Origin of the sequence: Streptomyces qaidamensis (assembly GCF_001611795.1) — a bacterium.
GTDB lineage: Bacteria > Actinomycetota > Actinomycetes > Streptomycetales > Streptomycetaceae > Streptomyces > Streptomyces qaidamensis.
This window is the reverse complement of the sequence record NZ_CP015098.1, coordinates 347,944-368,448: the sequence shown is the minus strand read 5'-3', so window position 1 is coordinate 368,448 and position 20,505 is coordinate 347,944. Positions and strand designations below refer to the sequence as shown.

The 20,505-nt window shown below is 73.7% G+C and carries 15 protein-coding genes and 1 pseudogene; 14 read left to right on the top strand and 2 right to left on the bottom strand.

Translation table 11 applies throughout. The annotated features are described in order from the left end of the window. Positions 1 to 25 precede the first annotated feature (25 nt). The 3 genes from A4E84_RS01530 to A4E84_RS01520 all read left to right on the top strand — a co-directional run bounded on the left by A4E84_RS01530 (position 26) and on the right by A4E84_RS01520 (position 6,196). Positions 26 to 598, top strand: coding sequence for a dihydrofolate reductase family protein (locus A4E84_RS01530; RefSeq protein ID WP_062924801.1), 573 nt, complete (start codon positions 26 to 28; stop codon positions 596 to 598). Between the two features lie 301 nt (positions 599 to 899). Beyond that, complete coding sequence (locus A4E84_RS01525) at positions 900 to 4,775, top strand: Pls/PosA family non-ribosomal peptide synthetase (RefSeq protein WP_062924800.1); 3,876 nt, start codon at positions 900 to 902, stop codon at positions 4,773 to 4,775. A 77-nt stretch (positions 4,776 to 4,852) separates the two neighbouring features. Then, complete coding sequence (locus A4E84_RS01520; RefSeq protein ID WP_062931225.1) at positions 4,853 to 6,196, top strand: M1 family metallopeptidase; 1,344 nt, start codon at positions 4,853 to 4,855, stop codon at positions 6,194 to 6,196. A 40-nt stretch (positions 6,197 to 6,236) separates the two neighbouring features. Here A4E84_RS01520 and A4E84_RS01515 read toward each other — a convergent pair whose 3' ends face one another. After that, positions 6,237 to 7,631, bottom strand: coding sequence for a hypothetical protein (locus A4E84_RS01515; RefSeq protein WP_063827487.1), 1,395 nt, complete (start codon positions 7,629 to 7,631; stop codon positions 6,237 to 6,239). A 242-nt stretch (positions 7,632 to 7,873) separates the two neighbouring features. Here A4E84_RS01515 and A4E84_RS01510 point away from each other — a divergent pair, with 242 nt between their 5' ends. Together A4E84_RS01510 and A4E84_RS01505 are read left to right on the top strand one after the other, a co-directional pair. Continuing rightward, entirely contained in the window at positions 7,874 to 8,548 is a 675-nt protein-coding gene (locus tag A4E84_RS01510) for a LysE family translocator (protein ID WP_062924799.1), read from the top strand. A 121-nt stretch (positions 8,549 to 8,669) separates the two neighbouring features. Further along, positions 8,670 to 9,230 (top strand): snapalysin family zinc-dependent metalloprotease, encoded by a 561-nt coding sequence (locus A4E84_RS01505; RefSeq protein ID WP_062924798.1) that lies wholly within the window; start codon positions 8,670 to 8,672, stop codon positions 9,228 to 9,230. Positions 9,231 to 9,363: 133 nt separating this feature from the next. Here the strand turns inward: A4E84_RS01505 and A4E84_RS45610 are convergent. After that, a pseudogene (locus A4E84_RS45610) lies at positions 9,364 to 9,901 on the bottom strand (LysR substrate-binding domain-containing protein); the annotation flags it as partial. Positions 9,902 to 9,960: 59 nt separating this feature from the next. Here A4E84_RS45610 and A4E84_RS01495 point away from each other — a divergent pair. The 9 genes from A4E84_RS01495 (at position 9,961) to A4E84_RS01455 (ending at position 20,450) form a co-directional block, all read left to right on the top strand. Continuing rightward, positions 9,961 to 10,140 (top strand): hypothetical protein, encoded by a 180-nt coding sequence (locus tag A4E84_RS01495; protein ID WP_062924797.1) that lies wholly within the window; start codon positions 9,961 to 9,963, stop codon positions 10,138 to 10,140. Between the two features lie 198 nt (positions 10,141 to 10,338). After that, a complete protein-coding gene (gene bdeA / locus A4E84_RS01490; protein WP_062924796.1) occupies positions 10,339 to 11,280 on the top strand; it encodes a bis(hydroxyethyl) terephthalate hydrolase in 942 nt (313 codons plus the stop codon). Between the two features lie 211 nt (positions 11,281 to 11,491). After that, positions 11,492 to 13,795 carry a helix-turn-helix domain-containing protein gene (locus tag A4E84_RS44185; protein ID WP_237304765.1) on the top strand — a complete coding sequence of 768 codons (2,304 nt, stop codon included), beginning with the start codon at positions 11,492 to 11,494 and terminating at the stop codon, positions 13,793 to 13,795. Between the two features lie 189 nt (positions 13,796 to 13,984). Then, positions 13,985 to 15,253: a PucR family transcriptional regulator gene (locus A4E84_RS01480; RefSeq protein WP_062924795.1), complete on the top strand. Its 1,269-nt coding sequence runs from the start codon at positions 13,985 to 13,987 to the stop codon at positions 15,251 to 15,253. Positions 15,254 to 15,526: 273 nt separating this feature from the next. Next, the gene (locus A4E84_RS01475; RefSeq protein WP_062924794.1) at positions 15,527 to 16,348 is read left to right on the top strand and encodes an ABC transporter ATP-binding protein; all 822 of its coding nucleotides are present in this window, start codon (positions 15,527 to 15,529) and stop codon (positions 16,346 to 16,348) included. Then, the gene (locus A4E84_RS01470; RefSeq protein WP_062924793.1) at positions 16,345 to 17,145 is read left to right on the top strand and encodes an ABC transporter ATP-binding protein; all 801 of its coding nucleotides are present in this window, start codon (positions 16,345 to 16,347) and stop codon (positions 17,143 to 17,145) included. Before A4E84_RS01475 ends, A4E84_RS01470 begins: the two co-directional genes overlap by 4 nt. Next, positions 17,142 to 18,038 carry a branched-chain amino acid ABC transporter permease gene (locus tag A4E84_RS01465; protein WP_062924792.1) on the top strand — a complete coding sequence of 299 codons (897 nt, stop codon included), beginning with the start codon at positions 17,142 to 17,144 and terminating at the stop codon, positions 18,036 to 18,038. The genes A4E84_RS01470 and A4E84_RS01465 overlap by 4 nt, the downstream gene beginning before the upstream one ends. Continuing rightward, on the top strand, positions 18,031 to 19,170 hold the full coding sequence (locus tag A4E84_RS01460) for a branched-chain amino acid ABC transporter permease (RefSeq protein ID WP_062924791.1): 1,140 nt from the start codon (positions 18,031 to 18,033) through the stop codon (positions 19,168 to 19,170). Before A4E84_RS01465 ends, A4E84_RS01460 begins: the two co-directional genes overlap by 8 nt. Continuing rightward, a complete protein-coding gene (locus A4E84_RS01455; RefSeq protein ID WP_062924790.1) occupies positions 19,167 to 20,450 on the top strand; it encodes an ABC transporter substrate-binding protein in 1,284 nt (427 codons plus the stop codon). The genes A4E84_RS01460 and A4E84_RS01455 overlap by 4 nt, the downstream gene beginning before the upstream one ends. Positions 20,451 to 20,505 lie beyond the last annotated feature (55 nt).

Below are 20,505 nucleotides of genomic sequence, written 5' to 3'. Positions count from 1 at the left end.
AACCCGTTACCGAGGGGGTCTTCTGATGCGCAGCGTGACCTATTCGATGGGCGTCTCACTGGACGGCTACATCGTCGGGCCGGACGGCGACTTCGGCTGGACGGTGCCCGGCGACGACGTCTTCCGCTTCTGGATCGACGAGATCCGGCAGGTCGACGTCCACCTGCTGGGACGACGGCTGTACGAGACGATGCTGTACTGGGAGACCGCCGACCAGGACCCCTCGCTCGATGAAGCGATGCTCGAATGGGCCGGGCTCTGGAAGCCGCTTCCGAAGGTGGTGTTCTCCACCACGCTGTCCTCGGTACAGGGCCATGCCCGCCTGGCCTCCGGCAGTGTGGCGGAGGAGATCGAGCGGTTGCGGGCCGAGCCGGGGGAGGGCGAGATCGCGATCGGCGGCGCGACGCTCGCCGCCGAGGCGGCCGCGGCGGGTCTGATCGACGCGTACCGGGCGATGGTCTACCCGGTGCTCGTCGGCGGCGGCATTCCGTTCTTTCCCCGGGACGAGCGCCGGGTGGATCTCGAACTCGTCGAAACCCGCACCTACAATTCGCGAGTCGTCTACCTCTGCCACCGCGTGACGCGTCAGCAGGCCTGAGCCGGGCCGAGGGGCGTGCTGACGCTTCATCACGTCCTGGCCGGCTCTGACCTCCCCATGACAGGCGGACGCAACTCCTCTGTGTGCGAAGTCTCCTTTGCCCGAAGATCCCCAGGTCAGCCTCGTGTGACCGACATCGGACCACCCTGAACGGCCGTGCCCGGTGGCGTACCGAAGCGCCCAAATCTAGCGTCGTACTAAAATTCCCGGCTTGTTACCGAGCTGGAGCCGGACAACCCCAGGCACACCTGCGGGCCCGCCAGCGCCCCGGAGTCATCCGGGATCGAGACGCGAGGACCGGATGGCAGCCATACAGGAGAGTGACGCTCTCGGCCTGCTCGACGAAACGCTCGGCGTGGAGATCCGGCAGGAGTTCGGGGACGCGGCCCGCTTCTCGGGGCGTCCGGCGGCGCCGCCGCGCACGCTGATCGACGTGTTCGACGCGTCCGTGCGGTCGTACCCGGACGAGCCCGCCCTCGACGACGGCACCAGCGCTCTCACCTACCGCGGCCTGGCCGTCGAGGTGGACCGGCTGCGGTGGCGGCTCGCCTCCGCCGGAGTCGGGCTCGGAGACCGCGTGGGAGTCCGCGTTCCGTCCGGCACCAACGAGCTCTACATCGTGATCCTCGCCGTGCTCGCGACGGGAGCCGCATACGTCCCCGTCGACGCCGAAGACCCCGACGAGCGGGCCGACTTGGTGTTCGGTGAGGCGGGCGTACGGGCCGTCGTCGGGGCCGGGCACCACATCACCGTGCACGGGACCGGTGCGTCCCCCGCCGCACGCCCCGGCATCGAGCACGACGCGTGGATCATCTTCACGTCCGGCTCCACCGGGAAGCCCAAGGGCGTCGCCGTCTCGCACCGCAGTGCCGCCGCGTTCGTGGACGCCGAGGCCGCCCTGTTCCTCACCGAGGAACCGATCGGACCCGGGGACCGGGTCATGGCGGGGCTGTCGGTGGCGTTCGACGCCTCCTGCGAGGAGATGTGGCTGGCGTGGCGGTACGGGGCCTGCCTGGTGCCGGTGCCGCGATCGCAGGTCAGGAGCGGCGCCGACCTCGGGCTCTGGCTGGTCGAGCAGGAGATCACCGTCGTGTCGACGGTACCCACCCTCGCCGCGCTGTGGGAGCCGGAGACCCTCAACGACGTGCGCCTGCTGATCTTCGGCGGGGAGGCCTGCCCGCCCGAGCTGGCCCAGCGGCTGGTGACCGAGGGGCGTGAGGTCTGGAACACCTACGGGCCCACCGAGGCGACCGTGGTGGCCTGCGCCTCGCTGATGACCGGTCAGGAGCCCATCCGGATCGGACTGCCCCTGGACGGCTGGGAACTGGCCGTCGTCGACGAGGCCGGCGAGCCCGTCCCCATGGGCGGCAGCGGGCAGCTGGTCATCGGCGGGGTCGGACTGGCCCGCTACCTCGACGCCGGGAAGGACGCCGAGAAGTACGCGCCCCTCAAGTCCCTGGGGTGGCAGCGGGCGTACCGCAGCGGCGACCTCGTCAAGGCGGAACCCGAAGGGCTGGTCTTCCTCGGACGGGCCGACGAGCAGGTCAAGCTCGGTGGACGGCGCATCGAGCTCGGCGAGGTCGACGCCGCACTCCAGGCCCTGCCCGGAGTCGCCGGGGCGGCGGCCGCCGTACGGACCGCCCGCAGCGGCAACCAGCTCCTCGTCGGGTACGTCGTCACCCAGGACGGATGGGACCACGCCCTAGCGGTCGCGAAGCTCCGTGCCGAACTGCCCGCAGCCCTCGTGCCGTTGCTCGCGCCCGTCGAGGAGCTGCCGACCCGCACCTCGGGCAAGGTCGACCGCAACGCGCTGCCCTGGCCGCTGAAGGACCTGGAGACCGACGGCCCGGCGGAGCAGCTCTACGGCACCGAGGCGTGGCTCGCCGAGCAGTGGACCGCCGTGCTCGGCATCCCGGTCACCACCGCCTCCGACGACTTCTTCGCGATCGGCGGCGGCAGCCTGGCCGCCGCCCAGCTCACGACCCGGCTGCGCACCCGCTACCCGAGCGCGGCCGTCCTGGACGTCTACCAGCAGCCGGTGCTGCGCAAGCTGGCCCGGCGGCTGGAGAAGTCGGCGCGCGACGACGAGGCCCGGCGCACGATCGCCCCGGTGCCGAGGCGTGCCCAGATCGTCCAAATGCTGCTCCTCGTCCCGCTGTTCACCCTCCTCGGCCTGCGCTGGACCGTGGCACTGGCCGTCCTCGGGAACCTCCTGCCCGCCTACGCGTGGCTGCCCACGGCCCCCTGGTGGCTCCTCGCGCTCGGAGCCGTCGTCCTCTTCAGCCCGCCGGGGCGGCTCGCCCTGTCCGCCGGCGGCGCGCGGCTGCTGCTCCGCGGTGTGAAGCCCGGCCGGTACGCACGCGGCGGCGGCGTACATCTGCGGCTGTGGACCGCCGAGCGGCTGGCCGAGTTCAGCGGCGCGACGTCGCTGACGGGCTCCTGGCTGCAACGGTACGCGCGAGCGCTCGGCGCCAAGGTCGGACCGGACGTCGACCTGCACTCCCTGCCACCGGTCACCGGCCTGCTCAAACTGGGGCGGGGCGCGGCCGTGGAGTCGGAGGTGGACCTGTCCGGCCACTGGCTGGACGGGGACCGGCTGGAGATCGGCACGGTCAAGGTGGGCGCACACGCCGTCGTCGGCACGCGCAGCGTGCTCTTCCCCGGTGCCCGGGTGGGCAAGCGGGCCGAGGTGGCCCCTGGTTCCGCGGTCACGGGACAGATTCCCACCGGTCAGCGGTGGGCGGGCGCGCCCGCGGTCAAACTGGGCAAGGCCAAGCGCAGCTGGCCCAAGGAACGGCCGCGGCGCGGAACGTACTGGAGCGTCCTGTACGGCCTCACCGGCCTCGCGCTGACCGCCCTTCCGGTGCTGGCGGCGATGGCCGCGCTCCTCGTGGCCCGGGTCTTCGTCACGCCGGGCCCGGTCGGCCCGGTCCTCACGGGCGCCGCCCTGGCCGTCGTCCCGGCGACGCTCACCTACGGGGCGACGTACGCGGTGCTGCTGCTGATCGCCGTACGGCTGCTGAGCCTCGGACTGCGTGAGGGGACCCACCCGACGCACAGCCGGGTCGGTTGGCAGGCCTGGACGGTCACCCAGCTGATGGACCGCTCGCGGGAGACGCTGTTCCCGCTGTACGCCGGGCTGGTGACACCGGTGTGGCTGCGGCTGCTCGGCATGCGGATCGGGCGCGGCGCCGAGGTGTCGACGGTGCTCGCACTGCCCAGCCTGACGACGGTCGGTGAGGGCGCCTTCCTGGCCGACGACACCCTGACCGCCCCGTACGAGCTCGGCGGCGGATGGATGCGGATCGGACGGGCCGAGATCGGGCGGCGCGCCTTCCTGGGGAACTCTGGGATGACGGCGCCCGGGCGGAGCGTGCCGGACGGCGGGCTGGTCGGAGTGCTGTCGGCGACGCCCAAGAAGGCCAAGAAGGGCACCTCCTACCTGGGACTCCCGCCGGTCAAGCTGCCGCGCGCCGCCGCCGACGGTGACCAGAGCCGCACCTACGAACCGCCGGCCCGGCTGCTGTGGGCGCGCGGTCTGGTGGAACTGTGCCGGATCGTGCCGGTCCTCTGCTCGGCGGGGCTGGCGGTGCTGACGATCGCCGCGCTGTGTGCCCTGGGGCCCTGGGCGCCCCTGCTGTCCGGGCTCGTGCTGCTCGCGGCGGGAGGCGGCGCGGCCCTCGTCTCGATCGTCGCCAAGTGGGCGCTCGTGGGGCGGCACCACAGCGGGGAGCACCCGCTGTGGTCGTCCTTCGTGTGGCGCAACGAGCTCGCGGACACCTTCGTCGAGGTGCTCGCCGTGCCGTGGCTGGCGGGCGCGGTGCCGGGCACGCCGGTGATGACGGCGTGGCTGCGGGGGCTGGGCGCCCGGATCGGCAAGGGCGTCTGGGTCGAGAGCTACTGGCTGCCCGAGACCGATCTGGTGACGCTGAAGGACGCCGCCACCGTGAACCGGGGCTGTGTCCTTCAGACGCACCTCTTCCACGACCGGATCTTGCGGACGGATACTGTGGTCCTCCGTGAGGGCGCGACGCTGGGCCCTGGCGGGATCGTCCTGCCCGGCAGCACGATCGGGGCCCGTACGACGCTGGGTCCCGCGTCGCTCGTCATGGCCGCGGAGTCCGTCCCCGACGACACCCGCTGGCTCGGCAACCCGATCGAGGCATGGCGCCCCTGAGCGCGGGCCACGCGGAGCCGGAGGGCGACGGACCGGCAGACAGTGGCAGCAGCGCGGCGCAGGGAGACCAGACGGCAGTGGCAGTCCAGCAGGCGGCGGGCGCGGACCCGTACTTCCCGGAGCACGGCGACCCCCGCTACCGGGTGCACCGGTACGAGCTCGCTCTGGACTACCGCCCGGCCCCGAACCGGCTGTCCGGGACGGCCCGCATCAACGCCATAGCGGGACGGGCGCCGCTCAGCGAGTTCGTGCTGAACCTGGCCGGCTACAAGATCGGGCGGGTACGGGTCGACGGACGGCAGCCCCACTACACGCACCGCGGCGGCAGACTGCGCGTCCGTCCCGCCAAGCCGGTCCGTGCCGGGGCGCCCTTCACGGTCGAGGTGCACTGGTCGGGCAACCCCGAGCCCGTCGACAGCCCCTGGGGCGGGCTCGGCTGGGAGGAGCTGGAGGACGGGGCGCTGGTGGCCAGCCAGCCGATCGGGGCGCCGTCGTGGTACCCGTGCAACGACCGGCCCGCCGACAAGGCGTCCTACCAGCTCTCGGTCACCACGCCGTCGGCGTACGCGGTCGTCGCGGGCGGACGTCTGCTGACCCGGACGACGAAGGCGAGCACCACCACCTGGGTGTACGAGCAGTCGGCGCCGACGTCCAGCTATCTGGTCGGCCTCGCGATCGGCAAATACCAGACGGTCCTGCTGGGCGACCCCGGTCCGGACGGCGTCCCGCAGCACGGGCACATCCCGGCGCGGCTGCTGGGCGACTTCTCGCGGGACTTCGCACGCCAGCCGCAGATGATGGAGGTGTTCCAGGAGCTGTTCGGGCCCTACCCCTTCGACGAGTACGCGGTCGTGGTGACCGAGGAGGAGCTCGACGTGCCCGTCGAGGCCCAGGGGCTGTCGCTGTTCGGCGCCAACCACGTGGACGGGGCCCGCGGTTCGGAGCGGCTGGTGGCGCACGAGCTGGCGCACCAGTGGTTCGGCAACAGTGTGTCCATCGCCGACTGGCGGCACATCTGGCTCAACGAGGGCTTCGCGAAGTACGCGGAGTGGCTGTGGTCGGAGCGCTCGGGCGGGCGTACGGCACAGCAACTCGCGGCTGCGGCACACCGGGTGCTGTCGGCGCTGCCGCAGGATCTGCGCCTGTCGGACCCGGGGCGCAAGTCGATGTTCGACGACCGGCTGTACGAACGCGGCGGTCTCGTGCTGCACGCGGTGCGCTGCGCGCTGGGCGACATCGCCTTCTTCCGCATGCTGCGCGGCTGGGGACAGCAGCACCGGGGCGGCACGGTCACGACCGCGGCCTTCGTCTCGCACGTGGCCCGCTTCGCGACCGAGCCGGTGGACGAACTGCTGCACGCGTGGATCCACGGGACGACGCTCCCGCCGCTGCCCGGGGCCGCGGGGCGGGCGGCGGGCTAGGGCCGCCTGCCGCGCGCCTGCTCGGGGTGCTCCACCGCCGTCAGCGGGGGATGCCCACGGCGTCCAGGTACTGGTGCATGACCTCCACCGGGAGGCCGGGGTTGCTCAGGGCCCGGGAGGAGAGCTCCGGGTCCTCGCAGCTCTCCAGGACGAGGCCGACGGGCAGGGCGGGGTGCGCGGCGGCCATGCAACGCACACGTTTCTCGGGGTCGGCGAGCAGCCGGGCCACCACGGCGGCCGGAGCTTGCGTGTCGAGTCCCACCAGCCATCTCTTCTCCGGGTCGGGGTCGTCGGCGAAGCGCCGGCCGGCCCCCGCGCGGGGGAAGTTGGGGTGGCCGAGCAGACCGCCCTTGGTGATGACCTTGCAGTCCAGGTAGGTCTGCAGCACGATCTCGCCGTCGACGGTCGGCTGGTTCTCGCACAGCAGGAGTCTCACGGGGTAGTCGTCGTCATGGGAGAGCAGTTCGACGGCGTCCGCGGGCAGGTGCGAACTGCACGCGGCGCTGCGGCGCAGCAGGATGTGGGCCGACCGGGCGCATTTGCGCAGCCGGTCCGGGTCGGCGCAGCGGAGCACCCACTCCACGGGAGACAGCCGGTCGGCCGGGCTGATGGTGATGTCGACGGCGGCCCGCTCGGTCTCCGTCAGCTCGGGCCGTACGGATACGGCCAGCCGGACGCTGTGCGCGTCGTCGTCGGCCAGCGTTCGGACGAGGTCGACGGCCACGCCGGGGTTGGCCGCCAGTTCGCGCCGGTCCCCCTCTTCTCCGCTCGCGGCGAGCCGTTCGGCGGTCGCCTTGCTCATGGCGCCGTAGCGGATCACCTTCTGTCGCCCGAAGGAACCGAGGTCCGCGTCGAGCAGCAGGTCGGTGTACCCCGCGTCGTCGCGGCAGGCCTCCAGCATGGCTGCTGTGCGCACGGTCTCGTCGGCGTCGTGGAGGAGACGGTTCCGGGTGGTGCCGGGCAGTTGGGGCCACGTGCGGCAGGCTGCCCGCCGGAGCTCCGCGTCCTGGTGGCCGGCGAGACCGGCGACGAGGTCCGCAGCCGTGTACCGGCAGGTGGCGGCGCTCCGGCGGACCCGTGCTTCCGGGTCGGCGAGGAGGCGCTTCTGGGCGGACACGGGAAGGGGGTCGACCGGGACGCGGAACCAGTCGGGTCCGTAGGCCAGCGCCTCGCGCACCCGGGGGTCGGGATCGTCGACGAGCCGGGCGCGTTGTTCCGGCGTCACCGAGGGGTTCGCGGCGAACGCCGACCGCAGCCTGTGGTCGGGGTGCGCGGCGATCGCGTCGACCACCTCGTCCGGCAGCGCGCGCCAGGCCAGCGCGTCCCAGGCCGCGATGGCTTCCTCGTGCAGCAGCCGGGTCAGTACGCCGACCGGTGCCGCCGGGTTGCGCGCGATGGCATCGATGGTCTTGCGGTCAGGACTCTCGTCGCCCATGGTCCCCCCCAGTTGGCCGGCGAACGACGCAGGCCCGCAGATTGTGCTCGTCTCGTGAACGCGAGGTCAACGCCGGTGATCACACCCGTCCGGGCAGTGGTTCCACCCTCGTCCGGCCTTCGGGCTGTCCAGGCGGCCCTCAGGGGGGTACCCGACGGTGCCGCCGGCTCGGCGGCCCTCGCACGAAGGTGCCAACGGGTGCCGGCTGCGGGCGACTTCGCGGGCGCGGGAGTGGAGGACGGATGACGGTCGACCTGGTCGGTTTCCTCGGGGTCGTGCTGGTGGCGTACGTGGTGCCGGGCCCCGACTTCCTCGTGGTGGTCAGATCGGCGGCCGAGGATCCCTCGAAAGGCAGAGCCGCGGCGCTGGGCGCCCAGGCCGGGCTGTGCGTGCACATGCTGGCTGCCGCGGCCGGCCTCTCGGCCATGGCCACCCGCTCACCCGCGGTGTACGACGGAATCAGACTGCTGGGGGCGGCCTACCTGGTGAACCTGGGTGTGCGGGCCGTACTCGCAGCCCGCCGGGCCGCACGGGAGAGGCGCACCGCGAACGAGGTCGCGCCCCCCGCCCCGCACGAGGTCGCGTCCCCCGCCCGGCCCGAGGGAGGGCCCGCCCGGGGACGCTTCCGGTCCGGCTTCTCCCAGGGGTTCCTCACCAACGTCCTCAATCCCAAGGCCGCCCTGTTCTTCCTCAGCGTCCTCCCTCAGTTCGCCGACGGCGACGGATCCCTGGCGCGGCAGATCTTCCTCCTGGGCATGCTGGACGTCGTCATCGGCGTCGTCTACTGGTTCGCCCTCGTCGGCGTCGCCGCTCGACTGCGGGCCCTGCTCGCCAGGCCGAAGATCCGCCACCGCTGGGAGCTGACCACCGGCTGGTTGTTCATCGCCATCGGCGTCTCGGTCGCGACCGCCGCCTGACGGCCCGACACCCGCCAGGGCTCGGCTTAGGCCGTTTGCCGGATTCGGTGGCGACCTTGCCGGGCATGGGGCTAAAAAATGTCATGAGCACGACTGCCCTTTCCCCACAAGGAGGTCGATCATGCACGTCCGAATACTGACCGGCGGTATCGCCGCCGCTCTGGTTGCCCTGTCCCTGACGGGTGGCCAGGCCGCGGCCGCCGCCCCCCGAGCCGCGGATGCCCCGCTCGCCGCCCGGATCCTGACCTATGACGCCGGCGGCTCCGCGGAGTTCAGGAGCGCCGTCAACCGGGGCGCGGCGATCTGGAACGAGAGCGTCGACGCCGTCGAGCTGCGGCCGGTCGCAGCAGGGCAACGAGCGAACATCCGGGTCCTCGCGGACAACGGGTGGCCGCGCGCCCTGCCCACCACCCTCGGCAACGGCACCGTGTACATCGGGCGCCAGGCCGTCGACCAGGGCTACGACACGATCCGTATCTCGTCGCACGAACTCGGGCACATCCTGGGTCTGCCGGATCGCAAGCCCGGACCGTGCTCCAGCCTGATGTCCGGCTCCAGCGCGGGCACTTCGTGCACCAACCCGTATCCGAACGCCGCGGAGAAGGCGGAGGTCGAGGGGAACTTCGGTGGCGTGCTCGCCGAGCGAGTGCCGGCAGGGCGTGCGGAGGTGATCGTGGACTGACGCGTGCGACGTCACGCGTGAGAGGGGCTCTCCCTCGCTGGACCGCTCACCGTCGATCAGTATCGGGCAGCAGCCGCGCCGGTTCCCCTGCGGAGGCGGACCCGTGGTCCGGCCGACGGTGAGCGGCGGCGCCTCACGCCTGGCGGGAGTGGAGGCCGACCGCGCGGTGGAGGGCGTCGCGGCACGCGAGGACGGCGGGGTACCGGCCGCGGCTTTGGCGTACGACCGTGAAGATGCGGCGCGTGCGCGGGCTCCGGGGGAGGGGGCGCAGCGTGGCGGTGGGAGCCTGTCCGCTCCGGACGAGGCCTGGCAGGAAGGCCGCGGCGTGGTCCAGTTCGGCGAGGCGCTGGTGGAGAAGGAGGTCGGTGCTCTCGAACCGGACGTCGGGTTCGAAGCCGACGCTGCGGCACAGGGCCATGGCCCCAGTGCCGGGCGGCCGTGCCCTCGGGTTCCATGACCCAGGGGTGATCCGCGAGGGAACGTAGGGCCGCCGTCGGGCCCTCGGCGTCCGCAACGCCGGCCGACCTCGGCAGGGCGAGGTGCAAGGGGTCGTCGAGCAGGTCCTCCTGCTGGAGCCCGGCGGGCCGCGGATGGGGGTTGCCGGGGTACCCCTCGGCGAGTGCGGGGTCGAAGTCGCGGGCCTGGAGGGCGGGCAGGGCCCGTTCCGGTTCCCTGTCCACACCGGCCTGCTGCCCGCGCTTGCCCGCCTCAACTGCCCGCTGCCCGGGCCATGGCGTTCCTCGTGCTCCTCCATGCCACGCTCACCCTCGTCCGGCTGGGCGGCTACGTGTTCCTGCTGTCCAAGGCGGGGCCCGTCCTCCACAGGCCCCGCGTCCGCCGTGTGCTCGGGCGGACCACGGGCGTGGTGCTGATCGGCTTCGGCCTCGCCGTGGCCGGTACCGCCCGCTGACGCGGCGGCCGTACGGGGCCGCTGACGCCGTGTCCGTACGAGACCGGTGACATTGCCGGTCCCCGTGCGGTGGCCGGTCCCCGACAGTGGCACGGCCAGCCCGATGGCGGTGCCCCCCCCCCCGGGCACGCGGCGGACACCCCAGGTCCCCGCGTGCCCGCGAACGGCCACCCGCCACGACAGAGAGGACGACTCGTCGTGCAACTCCACCCCCACACCGGCTCATCCACCCGCACCCGTGACACCCTCGGCCGCCGATCCGGGCACCGGGCCGGACGCCTGGCCGGTGCCGCCGCGGCCCTCGCACTCGCCGTCGGCCTGGGTCCCCTGACCGGCCCCGGCGCCCACGCCGCCGGCAACCCCTATGAGCGCGGCCCGGCCCCCACCACCGCCTCCATCGAGGCGGCCCGCGGCCCGTACGCCGTGTCGCAGACGTCGGTCTCCTCGCTGTCCGTCACCGGGTTCGGCGGCGGCACCATCTACTACCCGACGAGCACCAGCGACGGCACCTTCGGCGCCGTGGCCATCTCGCCCGGCTACACCGCCTACGAGTCGTCCGTCGCCTGGCTCGGACCGCGCCTGGCGTCCCAGGGCTTCGTGGTGTTCACCATCGACACCCTCACCACGCTCGACCAGCCCGACTCCCGCGGCCGCCAGCTGCTGGCCGCCCTGGACCACCTCACCGAACGCAGCTCGGTGCGAAGCCGCGTCGATGCCTCCCGCCTCGGCGTCATGGGCCATTCGATGGGCGGCGGCGGCAGCCTGGAGGCCGCCAAGTCGCGTCCGGCCCTCCAGGCGGCGATCCCGCTGACCCCGTGGAACCTCGACAAGACCTGGCCCGAGATCACCACACCGACCCTGATCTTCGGAGCCGACGGAGACACCATCGCCCCCGTCTCCTCCCACTCCGAGCCCTTCTACACGAGCCTGTCCTCCTCGCTGGACCGGGGCTACCTGGAGCTGAACTCGGCGACGCACTTCACGCCCAACTCGTCGAACACGACGATCGCGAAGTACAGCATTTCCTGGCTCAAGCGGTTCATCGACAACGACACCCGCTACGAGCAGTTCCTGTGCCCGCTGCCCCGGCCGAGCCTGACCATCGAGGAGTACCGGGGCAACTGCCCCCACGGTTCCTGACACAGCGAGGGGGCCCGGCGGCGGGCGTGCGCGACGCGTCCGCCGCCGGCGCCGTGCCGGGGCACACGCGAGACGGCCGGCCATTGGGCCGGGGCACAACACGTCACGCGGCCAGGACCGGTCAATGCGCAGGTGGGACCGTGGGTTTGCCCGTGGGGACGCGCGGACTTCAACCTTCCGGTCTTCCTTACGCGCGAGTAACCTCCGTGGGGTGACCGGAGACAGAAGCAGGGGGCGGGCGGCTCCCCCCGCGTGGAGCCGGTACGGCCGGGACGCCGCCCGGTCGTCCGCCGAGGACCGCGGCCATGCCGAACTGGCGCGAGGGCGACGGCAGTTGTCCGACGGCTCGGTGGACGACGCGCGCGAGACCCTGCTGCTGGCCGCGTCCCTGCTCGCCGCCGGTGCCCCGGACGCGGCCGAGGCCGCACGCCTCTGCGCGGCGGACGCCGCCTGGGCGTCGGGCGACGTCACGGCCTGTCTGACCGCCCTCGACGCCACGGACACCCCGGGGCCTGCCGACGGGCACCCCGCACCGGACACCGTCACCGTCAGAGAACTGGCCCACGATCACGCCGCTCCGACGGCCGTCGAGGGCGGCAGCGGTGCGGCGTCTGGCCTTGACGGCGACGCTGCGGTGTCCGGTCTGGGCGGCGGCGCTGCGGTGTCCGGGGTGGACGGCGGCGCTGTCGGCTCCGGCCTGGAGGGCGACGCTGCGACGACTGTCGGGCGCGGTGGCGGTCCGGCGTCTGGCCTTGACGGCGACGCTGCGGTGTCCGGTCTGGGCGGCGGCGCTGCGGTGTCCGGCGTGGGCGGCGGCGCTGCCGGGTCCGGCCTGGAGGGCGACGCTGCGACGACTGTCGGGCGCGGTGGCGGTCCGGCGTCTGGCCTTGACGGCGACGCTGCGGTGTCCGGTCTGGGCGGCGGCGCTGCGGTGTCCGGCGTGGGCGGCGGCGCTGCGGTGTCCGGCCTGGAGGGCGCCCCTGCGACGACCGTCGTGCGCGGTGGCGGTCCGGCGTCTGGCCTTGACGGCGGCGCTGCGGTGTCCGGTCCGGGCGGCGGCGCTGCGGTGTCCGGCGTGGGCGGCGGCGCTGCGGTGTCCGGCCTGGAGGGCGCCCCTGCGACGACCGTCGTGCGCGGTGGCGGTCCGGCGTCTGGCCTTGACGGCGGCGCCCCGGCGTCCGGCCCGGACGTTGGCGCCCCGGTGGGGGAGCGGGGCGGCGGCGGGGCGTCACCGCCCGACGGCACGAACCTCACCCACCCTCCCGCCGGAGGCGGGCAGCCGAAGCCGCCTGGCGTCGGGCGGGGGCGGGACCGCGACCCCTTCTTCCGGGACTACCGCGACGGCATGCGCGCCCTGCTGGCCCGGCGGCCGGAGCACGCCGCCGGTCCGCTGCGGCGCGTACTGAGCCACGTGCGCCACGACGACCCGCCGGAGCGGCTGCTGCGCGCCGCGTCGGCGGCCCTGCTGCTCGGCGACGTCCACGCCGCCCGCGTCGCGGGGGCCCGCGCCCTCGCGGTCGCCCGCACCGCGGAGTGCGTCGCCTCCGAAGCGCGGGCCCTGGAGTACCTGGCCTACGGCGAGCTGCGCGCCGGCCGCCACGCGCAGGCGCGCGCCCACGCGGAGGAGGGCGTGCGCGCGGCGCTGCTGGCCGGCCACCGCAACACCGCGGCGAGCCACCACGCGATGCTCGCCCTGGCCGCTTCGATCGAGGGGGACACCGCAGCGGTCGCCGGATACGCCTCGGCCGCCCTGGCCACCGCCCGCCGCCACGGCCTGGCCCAGGCGGCGACCCTGGCCGAGTGGGCCATCGCCCGCGCCGACCTGGCCCGTGGACGCCCCGTGGACGCCGCCGACCGGCTCGCCCCGCTCGTCGGCCCCGGGCCCCGGCGTGGTCACTTCGCCGTCTGGATGCTCGCCGTGCCCTGCTTCGTCGAGGCCGCGGTACTGGCCGGGCAGCCGGAGGACGCCCGTGGGCCCGTCGGCGACCTCGCCCGCTGGGCCGACTTCGGCGCCGATCCGCACGCCTCGGCCCAGCTCGCGCGCTGCCGGGCCCTGCTCGCCACGGACGACCGCGAGGCCGACGACCTCTACCTGCGGGCACTCGCCCTGCACGACGGGTCGGGCGGCGACTTCGAGCGGGCGCGGACCGAGCTGCTGTACGGCCGGTGGCTGCGGCGCCGCCGCCGGCTGCGGGAGGCTCGCGGCAGGCTCGGCGCCGCCCTGGTCGCCTTCGAACGCTGCGGCGCCGGCGCCTGGGCCGACCAGACGCGCGGCGAGCTGCGCGCCAACGGAGCCGCGTCCGGGAAGGAGCCGGCCGCGGGACTCGCACGGCTGACGCCGCAGCAACTGCGCATCGCACGCCATGTGGCCGAGGGCGCCACCAACAGGGAGGTGGCCCAGCGGCTCGCCGTCAGCACCCGCACCGTCGACTACCACCTGAGGAACGTCTTCGCCGCTCTCGGCGTGCGCTCCCGCATCGAGCTGGCCCGCATGGTCGACCAAGAGCACCGCTGAACCCCGGAAATCTCGGCGACCGCACGGAGAAGACGCCGCACGACCCTGGGGACCGACCGGACGGTATGCCATTCTTCGAAGCAGCACTACGCGGGTGACGACGCCGAACGGGGCAGCGCACCCGACGGACGCCGCTGCGCCCGGACGGCACCGGGGCCGCCGTGGTGCCGAAGCCGGGGGAGGACCGCCATGCATCCTGCCGCACGCACACGTACGACGTTCCGCGCCGGGCCGGCACCCGTGCCACAGCCGCGGTCCCGGCGGATCCGGTCGCTGATCGACGCCGACGCGCTGCGCGTCCTGCACCGGGCCGCCCGCGTTCTGCTCGACGACCTGCCGGATCTGACCGACCGGCTGCTGGCGGTCCTGCGTGAACAGGAACCGGCGTACCGGACGGCGCTGGAGAACGACCACGCCGCCACCTGGCAGGAGGTCTACCGCTCGCTGCGGCACAGCGTGACGTCGCTGCTCGACCCGCGCGGCACCCGCGAGGCAGCCCACCGTTGCACCTGGCGGATCGGCGTCACCCGCGCCGAGCAGGGACTGCCGCTGGACGCGCTGCTGCACGCGTTCCGGCTGGGCGGGTCCCTGGTGTGGCAGCGGCTGGTCGAGGAGACCACCCGCTCGGAGCCCGAGGACATCCGGCTGCTCGTGCACGTGGCCACCGACGTGTGGAACTTCGTCGACGAGCACTGCACCCTCGTGGCGGACGCCTACCGGCAGGCCGAGCGGCAGCTCGCCTGGCGGCGCGAGAACAGGGTGCGCCTGCTGGCAGCGGCCCTCCTGGACGGCACGAGCCGGATCTCGGACCTGCCCGAGACGGCCGAGAGACTGGGCCTGCCGGAGCGCGGCCGCTACGTCGTCGTCGCGGTCGCCGGGGGCCGGCCCGAGGACCTCCCGCCCGGCCGGAGCGCCTACTGGCACGCAGGAGTGGACGTGGACCACGGCATCGTCCTGGTCGGCGACGAGAGGGGCGGCGAGGCCGGCCTGGACCCCGTCGCGGCACTGGCCCTGTCCACCGACGGCCCCGCGGGCCGCCGGGTCGGCGTCGGCAGCGCCGTGACCGGACTCGCCGCCGTCGGCGACGCCCGGCGCCTGGCCGACCTGGCCCTGAGCATCTGCCCGCCCGACGGCGGCACGGTCCGGCTCGCCGAGCATCTGCCCGAGGCGCTGGTCGTCTCCTGCCCGGAACTAGGCGCCACCCTCACCGAGCGGGTGCTCGGCCCCCTGCTGCGCCTGGAACCTGCCGACCGGGACGTCCTGCTGGACACCCTGGTCGCCTGGTTCGCCTGCGAGGGTTCCGCCCAGCGTGCCGGTGAACGGCTCTACTGCCACCGCAACACCGTCCTGAACCGGCTGCGGCGCTGCGAACAGCTCATCGGCCGCTCCCTGGCCCGCCCGCACGACGTGGTGGAGATCAGCCTCGCCCTGACGGCCCGCCGGCTGCTGCGCGGCTGACGCACCGGGGAGACCCGCACGCTGCGCCCTCTGCCAGGGCGCGGCGCCGTCACCCGCCCGCCGACGTCCCGCGGCGGCGTGCACCCCTGCCCGGCATCCGCCGGCGCCGTGCGGCCTCCACCCCTGGGCAGCCGCACAATCCCCGCCGGACCCCGTTGGGACCACGCAGCCACCCGGCCCGAACACCTGTACCGCCAGCCCGCGCCCGTGCTGTCGTGAGCTGCCCTTCCCCCGAAGCACCCGTGCCCGACGGCACGGATCCGAGGAGCCGTGATGCCCGAAGCACCACCGGACGACGAGCCCGCCCTGCACGTCGAGGCCCTCGACGTGACCTACGGGCGCGCCCTGTCCGCCCTGCGCTCCGTGTCGCTGACCGTCCCGCACGGCACGGTCGTGGCCCTGCTCGGCGCCAACGGCGCGGGCAAGACGACCCTGCTGCGGGCGGTGTCGGGCACCCTGCGCCTGCACCGCGGCGCGGTCACGGCCGGCCGCATCCGCTACGGCACGACAGTCCTCGACGGACGCGACCCGGTCGCCGCCGTGCGCGCCGGAGTCGTCCAGGTCCCCGAGGGGCGCCGGGTCTTCGCCGGGCTCACCGTCGACGAGAACCTGCGCTCCGGCGGCCTCGGCCTCGGGCGGCGCCGCCCCGACCAGGTCGCCGAGGCCCGGGAGCGGGTCTTCACGCTCTTCCCGCGCCTCGCCGAACGCACCCGGCAGGCGGCGGGGCTGCTCTCCGGCGGCGAGCAGCAGATGCTCGCCATCGGCCGGGCCCTCATGGCCGCGCCCCGGCTGCTCCTGCTCGACGAGCCCTCCCTGGGCCTGGCCCCGCAGATGGTGTACCGGATCGCCGAGGTCGTCCGAGAGATCAACGCGCAAGGCACCGCCGTGCTGCTCGTCGAGCAGAACGCGGGCATGGCGCTGTCCCTCGCCGACACCGCCCACGTCCTGGAGGTCGGCGAGGTCCGGCTCTCCGGGCCCGCCGACGAACTCGCCCGTACGGACGCCGTGAAGCGCCTGTACCTGGGCGAGACCGACGGCGAAGGGACCGAGACCGCGCAGAGAGCCGGAACCACCGAGGGGCAGGGAGCCGCGTGACCGTCCGCACCACCGCACCGCCCGAACTCACCGTGACGGACGTGACGGTCCGCTTCGCCGGACTCACCGCCCTGGACGCGGTGTCGTTCACCGTCGCCCCGGGCTCCGTCCACGCACTGATAGGACCCAACGGAGCGGGCAAGTCCACCTGCTTCAACGTGCTGTCGGGACTGTGCCGCCCGGCCACGGGCACCGTACGGCTGGGGGACGCCGACCTGACCCGGCTGGCACCCCACCGCATCGCCGCCCTCGGCATGGCCCGCACCTTCCAGAACATCGTCACCACCCAGGGCACGGTCGCCGACAACCTGATGCTCGGCCGCCACGCCCTGTCCCGCTCCGGGTTCGCCGCCGGCGCGCTGCGTCTGCCGCACGCGCGGCGCGAGCAGCGCCAACACCTCGACCGGGCCCGAGAGATCGCCGAACTCACCGGTCTGGCACAGCACTTCGACCAGCCTGTCGCCCTGCTCTCCTACGGCGACCGCAAACGCGTGGAGTTCGCCCGCGCCCTCTGCCTGGAGCCCAGTGTGCTGCTGCTGGACGAACCGGTCGCCGGGATGAACGCGGCCGAACGCGCCCGCACGGTCGAGGTCGTGCACACCGTACGGGCCGAACTCGGCCTGTCCGTCGTCCTGGTCGAGCACGACATGGGCCTGGTGATGCGGCTCGCCGACGAGGTCACCGTCCTCGACTTCGGCCGCCGCATCGCGCACGGCACCCCGGACGAGGTCCGCAGCGACCCCGAGGTGCTGCGCGCCTACCTCGGCACCGGCGCCGAGCAGGAGGACGCGGCATGACCTCCCTCCTCGACAACGTGTTCAACGGCCTCGCCCTGGGCGCGGTCTACGCCCTCGTCGCCCTCGGCTTCGTCATCATCTTCAAGGCCTCCGGCGTCATGAACTTCGCCCACGGCTCCCTGCTCCTGCTCGGCGGCTACCTCACCGCCGTGCTTCACGACGACCTCGGCTTCGCCGGGGCCCTCGCCGTGTCGGTCCTGGTGACGGCGGCCGTGGCCGGAGCCATGGACCGCTTCCTGCTCCAGGCCGGCGGGCCGGACCCGCACACCGCCCATGTGCAGACCATCGTCACCATCGGCGTCGACATCCTCATCCTCACCGACCTGTCGCGGCGCATCGGCGGCGATCTGCTCTCGCTCGGCGACCCGTGGGGCGACTCGGTCAGCGGGCTCGGGCCGGTGACCGTCGCGGACAGCCGGATCGCCGCGATCGTGGTCTCCGCCGTGGTCATCGCCGGTGTCTTCGCCCTGTTCCGGTACACCACCTGGGGCCTGTCGCTGCGCGCCGCGGCCGAGGACGTCGAGGCGGCGTCCCTGATGGGTGTACGGCTGGTGAGGGTCCGCATGCTGGCCTGGTGCCTGGCCGGAGCGCTGGCCGCCCTGGCGGCGGTCTTCCTCGCCGCGTTCCCCGCCCCCGGCCTGGAGCGCACGACCGGGCAGATCGCCCTGAAGGCGTTCCCGGCGGCGATCCTCGGCGGCATGGCCTCGCCGCCCGGTGCCCTCGCGGGCAGTCTCCTGATCGGCATGACCGAGGCGCTCGTCGCGGGCTACCAGTCCGATCTGCACGTCCTGGGCGAGGGGTTCGGGGACGTCGCCCCCTACGCGGTGATGGTGCTGGTGCTGCTGGTGCGGCCGACCGGGCTGTTCGGCGGGAAGGCGGCGGTCCGTGTCTGAGCGTCTCCCGCGCGCCCGCGCGATCCGGCTGGGCCGGACCCTCGCGGCCGTCGCCGTCCTGTGCGCCCTGCCCTTCTACCTCGACGCGTTCTGGCTGCGCATCGGCCTGTTCTCCATGGCGGCGGCCGTCGGCGCGGTGGGCCTCGGCCTGCTCTCCGGCACAGCGGGCCAACTCTCCCTCGGCCACGCCTTCTTCCTGGCCGTGGGCGCCTACGGCTACGTATGGCTGGCCGGCGAGCCCGGACCCGGCCTGCCCACCGCCGTGGCCGCCGTCCTCGCGGTGCTGCTCGCCGGGGCGGCCGGCGGGCTCTTCAGCCCCGTCGCCGGCCGGGTGCGTGGCATCTACCTGGGCGTCGCCACCCTGGCCCTGGTCTTTCTCGGCCACCACGTCCTGCTGACCGCCGACTCCGTCACCGGCGGCTTCAACGGCCGCTCGGTACCGCCCCTGGAACTGGGCGGCTTCTCCTTCTCCACGAACTCCGAACTGACCCTGCTGGGCGTCCCGTTCGGAGCCGAGGAACGGCTCTGGTACCTGGGACTCGCGCTGTTCGCGGTCACCTGGTTCACCGCCCGCGGAATCCTCCGCGGCCGTCCGGGACGCGCCCTGGTGGCGCTGCGCGACAGCGAGACCGCGGCCGCCGTGATGGGCGTGAACGTCTCCCGCTACCGCTCGGCGGCCTTCGTGGTGTCGTCGATGTACGCGGGCCTGGCCGGAGTGCTGCTCGCCCTCTCCTTCCGCCGCGTCGTGCCCGACTACTTCGGCCTCGTGCTGTCGGTCGACTACCTCGCCATGATCGTCATCGGCGGCCTGGGATCGGTGGCCGGAGCCACCGCAGGCGCCGTCTTCGTCACCGCGCTGCCCCTGCTGATGACCCGCTACGCCGACCAACTCCCGCTGGTGGCCGCGCCCGGCACCACCGACGGCACGGTCGGCCCCACCGAGGCCGCCCGCTACCTCTACGGAGCGGCGATCGTCCTCATCCTCCTCTTCGCCCCCGACGGCCTGCACGGCCTGGCCCGCCGTCTGCGCGCACGCCTGCGCAGCCGCCGGGCCGCCCCACCACCCGCCGGTACCACCTCCGCTTCCCTGCCGCCCACGTCAGCCGCACCAGCCAAGGAGCCCACCCCGTGAAGCCCACGCACCACACCGCACCACGCACCAGAACGCTTCTGGCCACCGCCCTCGCGGCCCTGCTGCTCACGGGCACCGGATGCAGCTCCAAAGCCGGCTCCTCGGGGGGCACCGCCGACGGCGCCGACGGCATCAAGGCCGGCCCCGGAGTCACCGACAAGACCATCAGACTCGGTGCCTTGACGGACCTCACCGGTCCCTACGCCACCCTCGGCAAGAGCATCGTGCAGGCCCAGCAGATGTGGGCGGACGAGGTCAACGCCCGCGGCGGCATCTGCGACCGGCGCATCGAGATCGTCGTCAAGGACCACGGCTACGACGTCCAGAAGGCCGTCACCGCCTACGCCGACCTCTCCCAGGACGTCGTGGCACTGCCCCAGGTCATCGGTTCGCCCGTGATGGCCGCGCTGCTCGACGACATCGAGCGGGACGAGGTGCTCACCTTCCCGCAGGCCTGGGCCGCCTCCCTGCTCGACCGCGACGCGGTCCAGGTCCTGGGCACCACCTACGACATCGACATGATCGCGGCGGTCGACTTCCTGACCCGCACCAAGGGACTTGCCAAGGGCGACACGATCGGCCACGTCTACTTCGAGGGCGACTACGGCGCGAACGCGCTGGAGGGCTCGCGTTGGGCCGCGAAGAAGGCGGGCCTCAAGCTGGCCGGCCAGAAGATCAAGGCGACGGACACCGACTTGTCCGCGCAGGTCTCGGCCCTGCGCAAGGAGGGCGTCAAGGCGATCCTGATCAGCGCGGGACCGGCCCAGACGGCTTCCCTGGTCGGCGTCGCGGCCTCCCGGGGCCTGAAGGTTCCCGTCGTCAGCAGCGCCCCCGGCTACGCCCCGCAGCTGATGAAGACCCCGGCCGCCCCCGCCCTGACGGCCATGCTGAACGTGGTCAGCGCCGCACCCGCGGTCAGCTCCGACCTGGCCGGGGTGCGCAAGATGGTCGCCGCCTACAAGAAGAAGTACCCGGGCTCCCTCGTCGACTCGGGCGTGCTCTCCGGCTACAACGCCGCTCAGCTGATGGGCACGGATCTGAAGAAGGCCTGTGAGAACGGCAGCCTGGCCCGCGAGGACGTGGTCAAGGCCCACCGCTCCCAGTCCGGTGTCGACGTCGGCCTCGGCACCGCACAGGACTTCTCCGACAAGGCACAGCCCGCGAGCACCTCGACGTACGTGCACAAGCCGGACGCCAAGGCGGTGGGAGCCGCGGTGAACGTGGAAGACGCCCACACCGCGCCCGGCGTCGAGCAGTACCTCGCGTCCCGGACCTCTTGACACCGGGTCCCCGGACTCATCCGGGCGGTGGCTCTTCGACCTGCCGCGAGGCGGC

Excerpts from the sequence above, each read along its gene's own strand:
- A4E84_RS01530 (WP_062924801.1), top strand. The coding sequence starts at position 26 with ATGCGCAGCGTGACCTATTCGATGGGCGTCTCACTGGACGGCTACATC.
- A4E84_RS01525 (WP_062924800.1), top strand. The coding sequence starts at position 900 with ATGGCAGCCATACAGGAGAGTGACGCTCTCGGCCTGCTCGACGAAACG.
- A4E84_RS01515 (WP_063827487.1), bottom strand. The coding sequence starts at position 7,631 with ATGGGCGACGAGAGTCCTGACCGCAAGACCATCGATGCCATCGCGCGC.
- A4E84_RS01510 (WP_062924799.1), top strand. The coding sequence starts at position 7,874 with ATGACGGTCGACCTGGTCGGTTTCCTCGGGGTCGTGCTGGTGGCGTAC.
- A4E84_RS01505 (WP_062924798.1), top strand. The coding sequence starts at position 8,670 with ATGCACGTCCGAATACTGACCGGCGGTATCGCCGCCGCTCTGGTTGCC.
- A4E84_RS01495 (WP_062924797.1), top strand. The coding sequence starts at position 9,961 with ATGGCGTTCCTCGTGCTCCTCCATGCCACGCTCACCCTCGTCCGGCTG.
- A4E84_RS01480 (WP_062924795.1), top strand. The coding sequence starts at position 13,985 with ATGCATCCTGCCGCACGCACACGTACGACGTTCCGCGCCGGGCCGGCA.
- A4E84_RS01475 (WP_062924794.1), top strand. The coding sequence starts at position 15,527 with ATGCCCGAAGCACCACCGGACGACGAGCCCGCCCTGCACGTCGAGGCC.
- A4E84_RS01465 (WP_062924792.1), top strand. The coding sequence starts at position 17,142 with ATGACCTCCCTCCTCGACAACGTGTTCAACGGCCTCGCCCTGGGCGCG.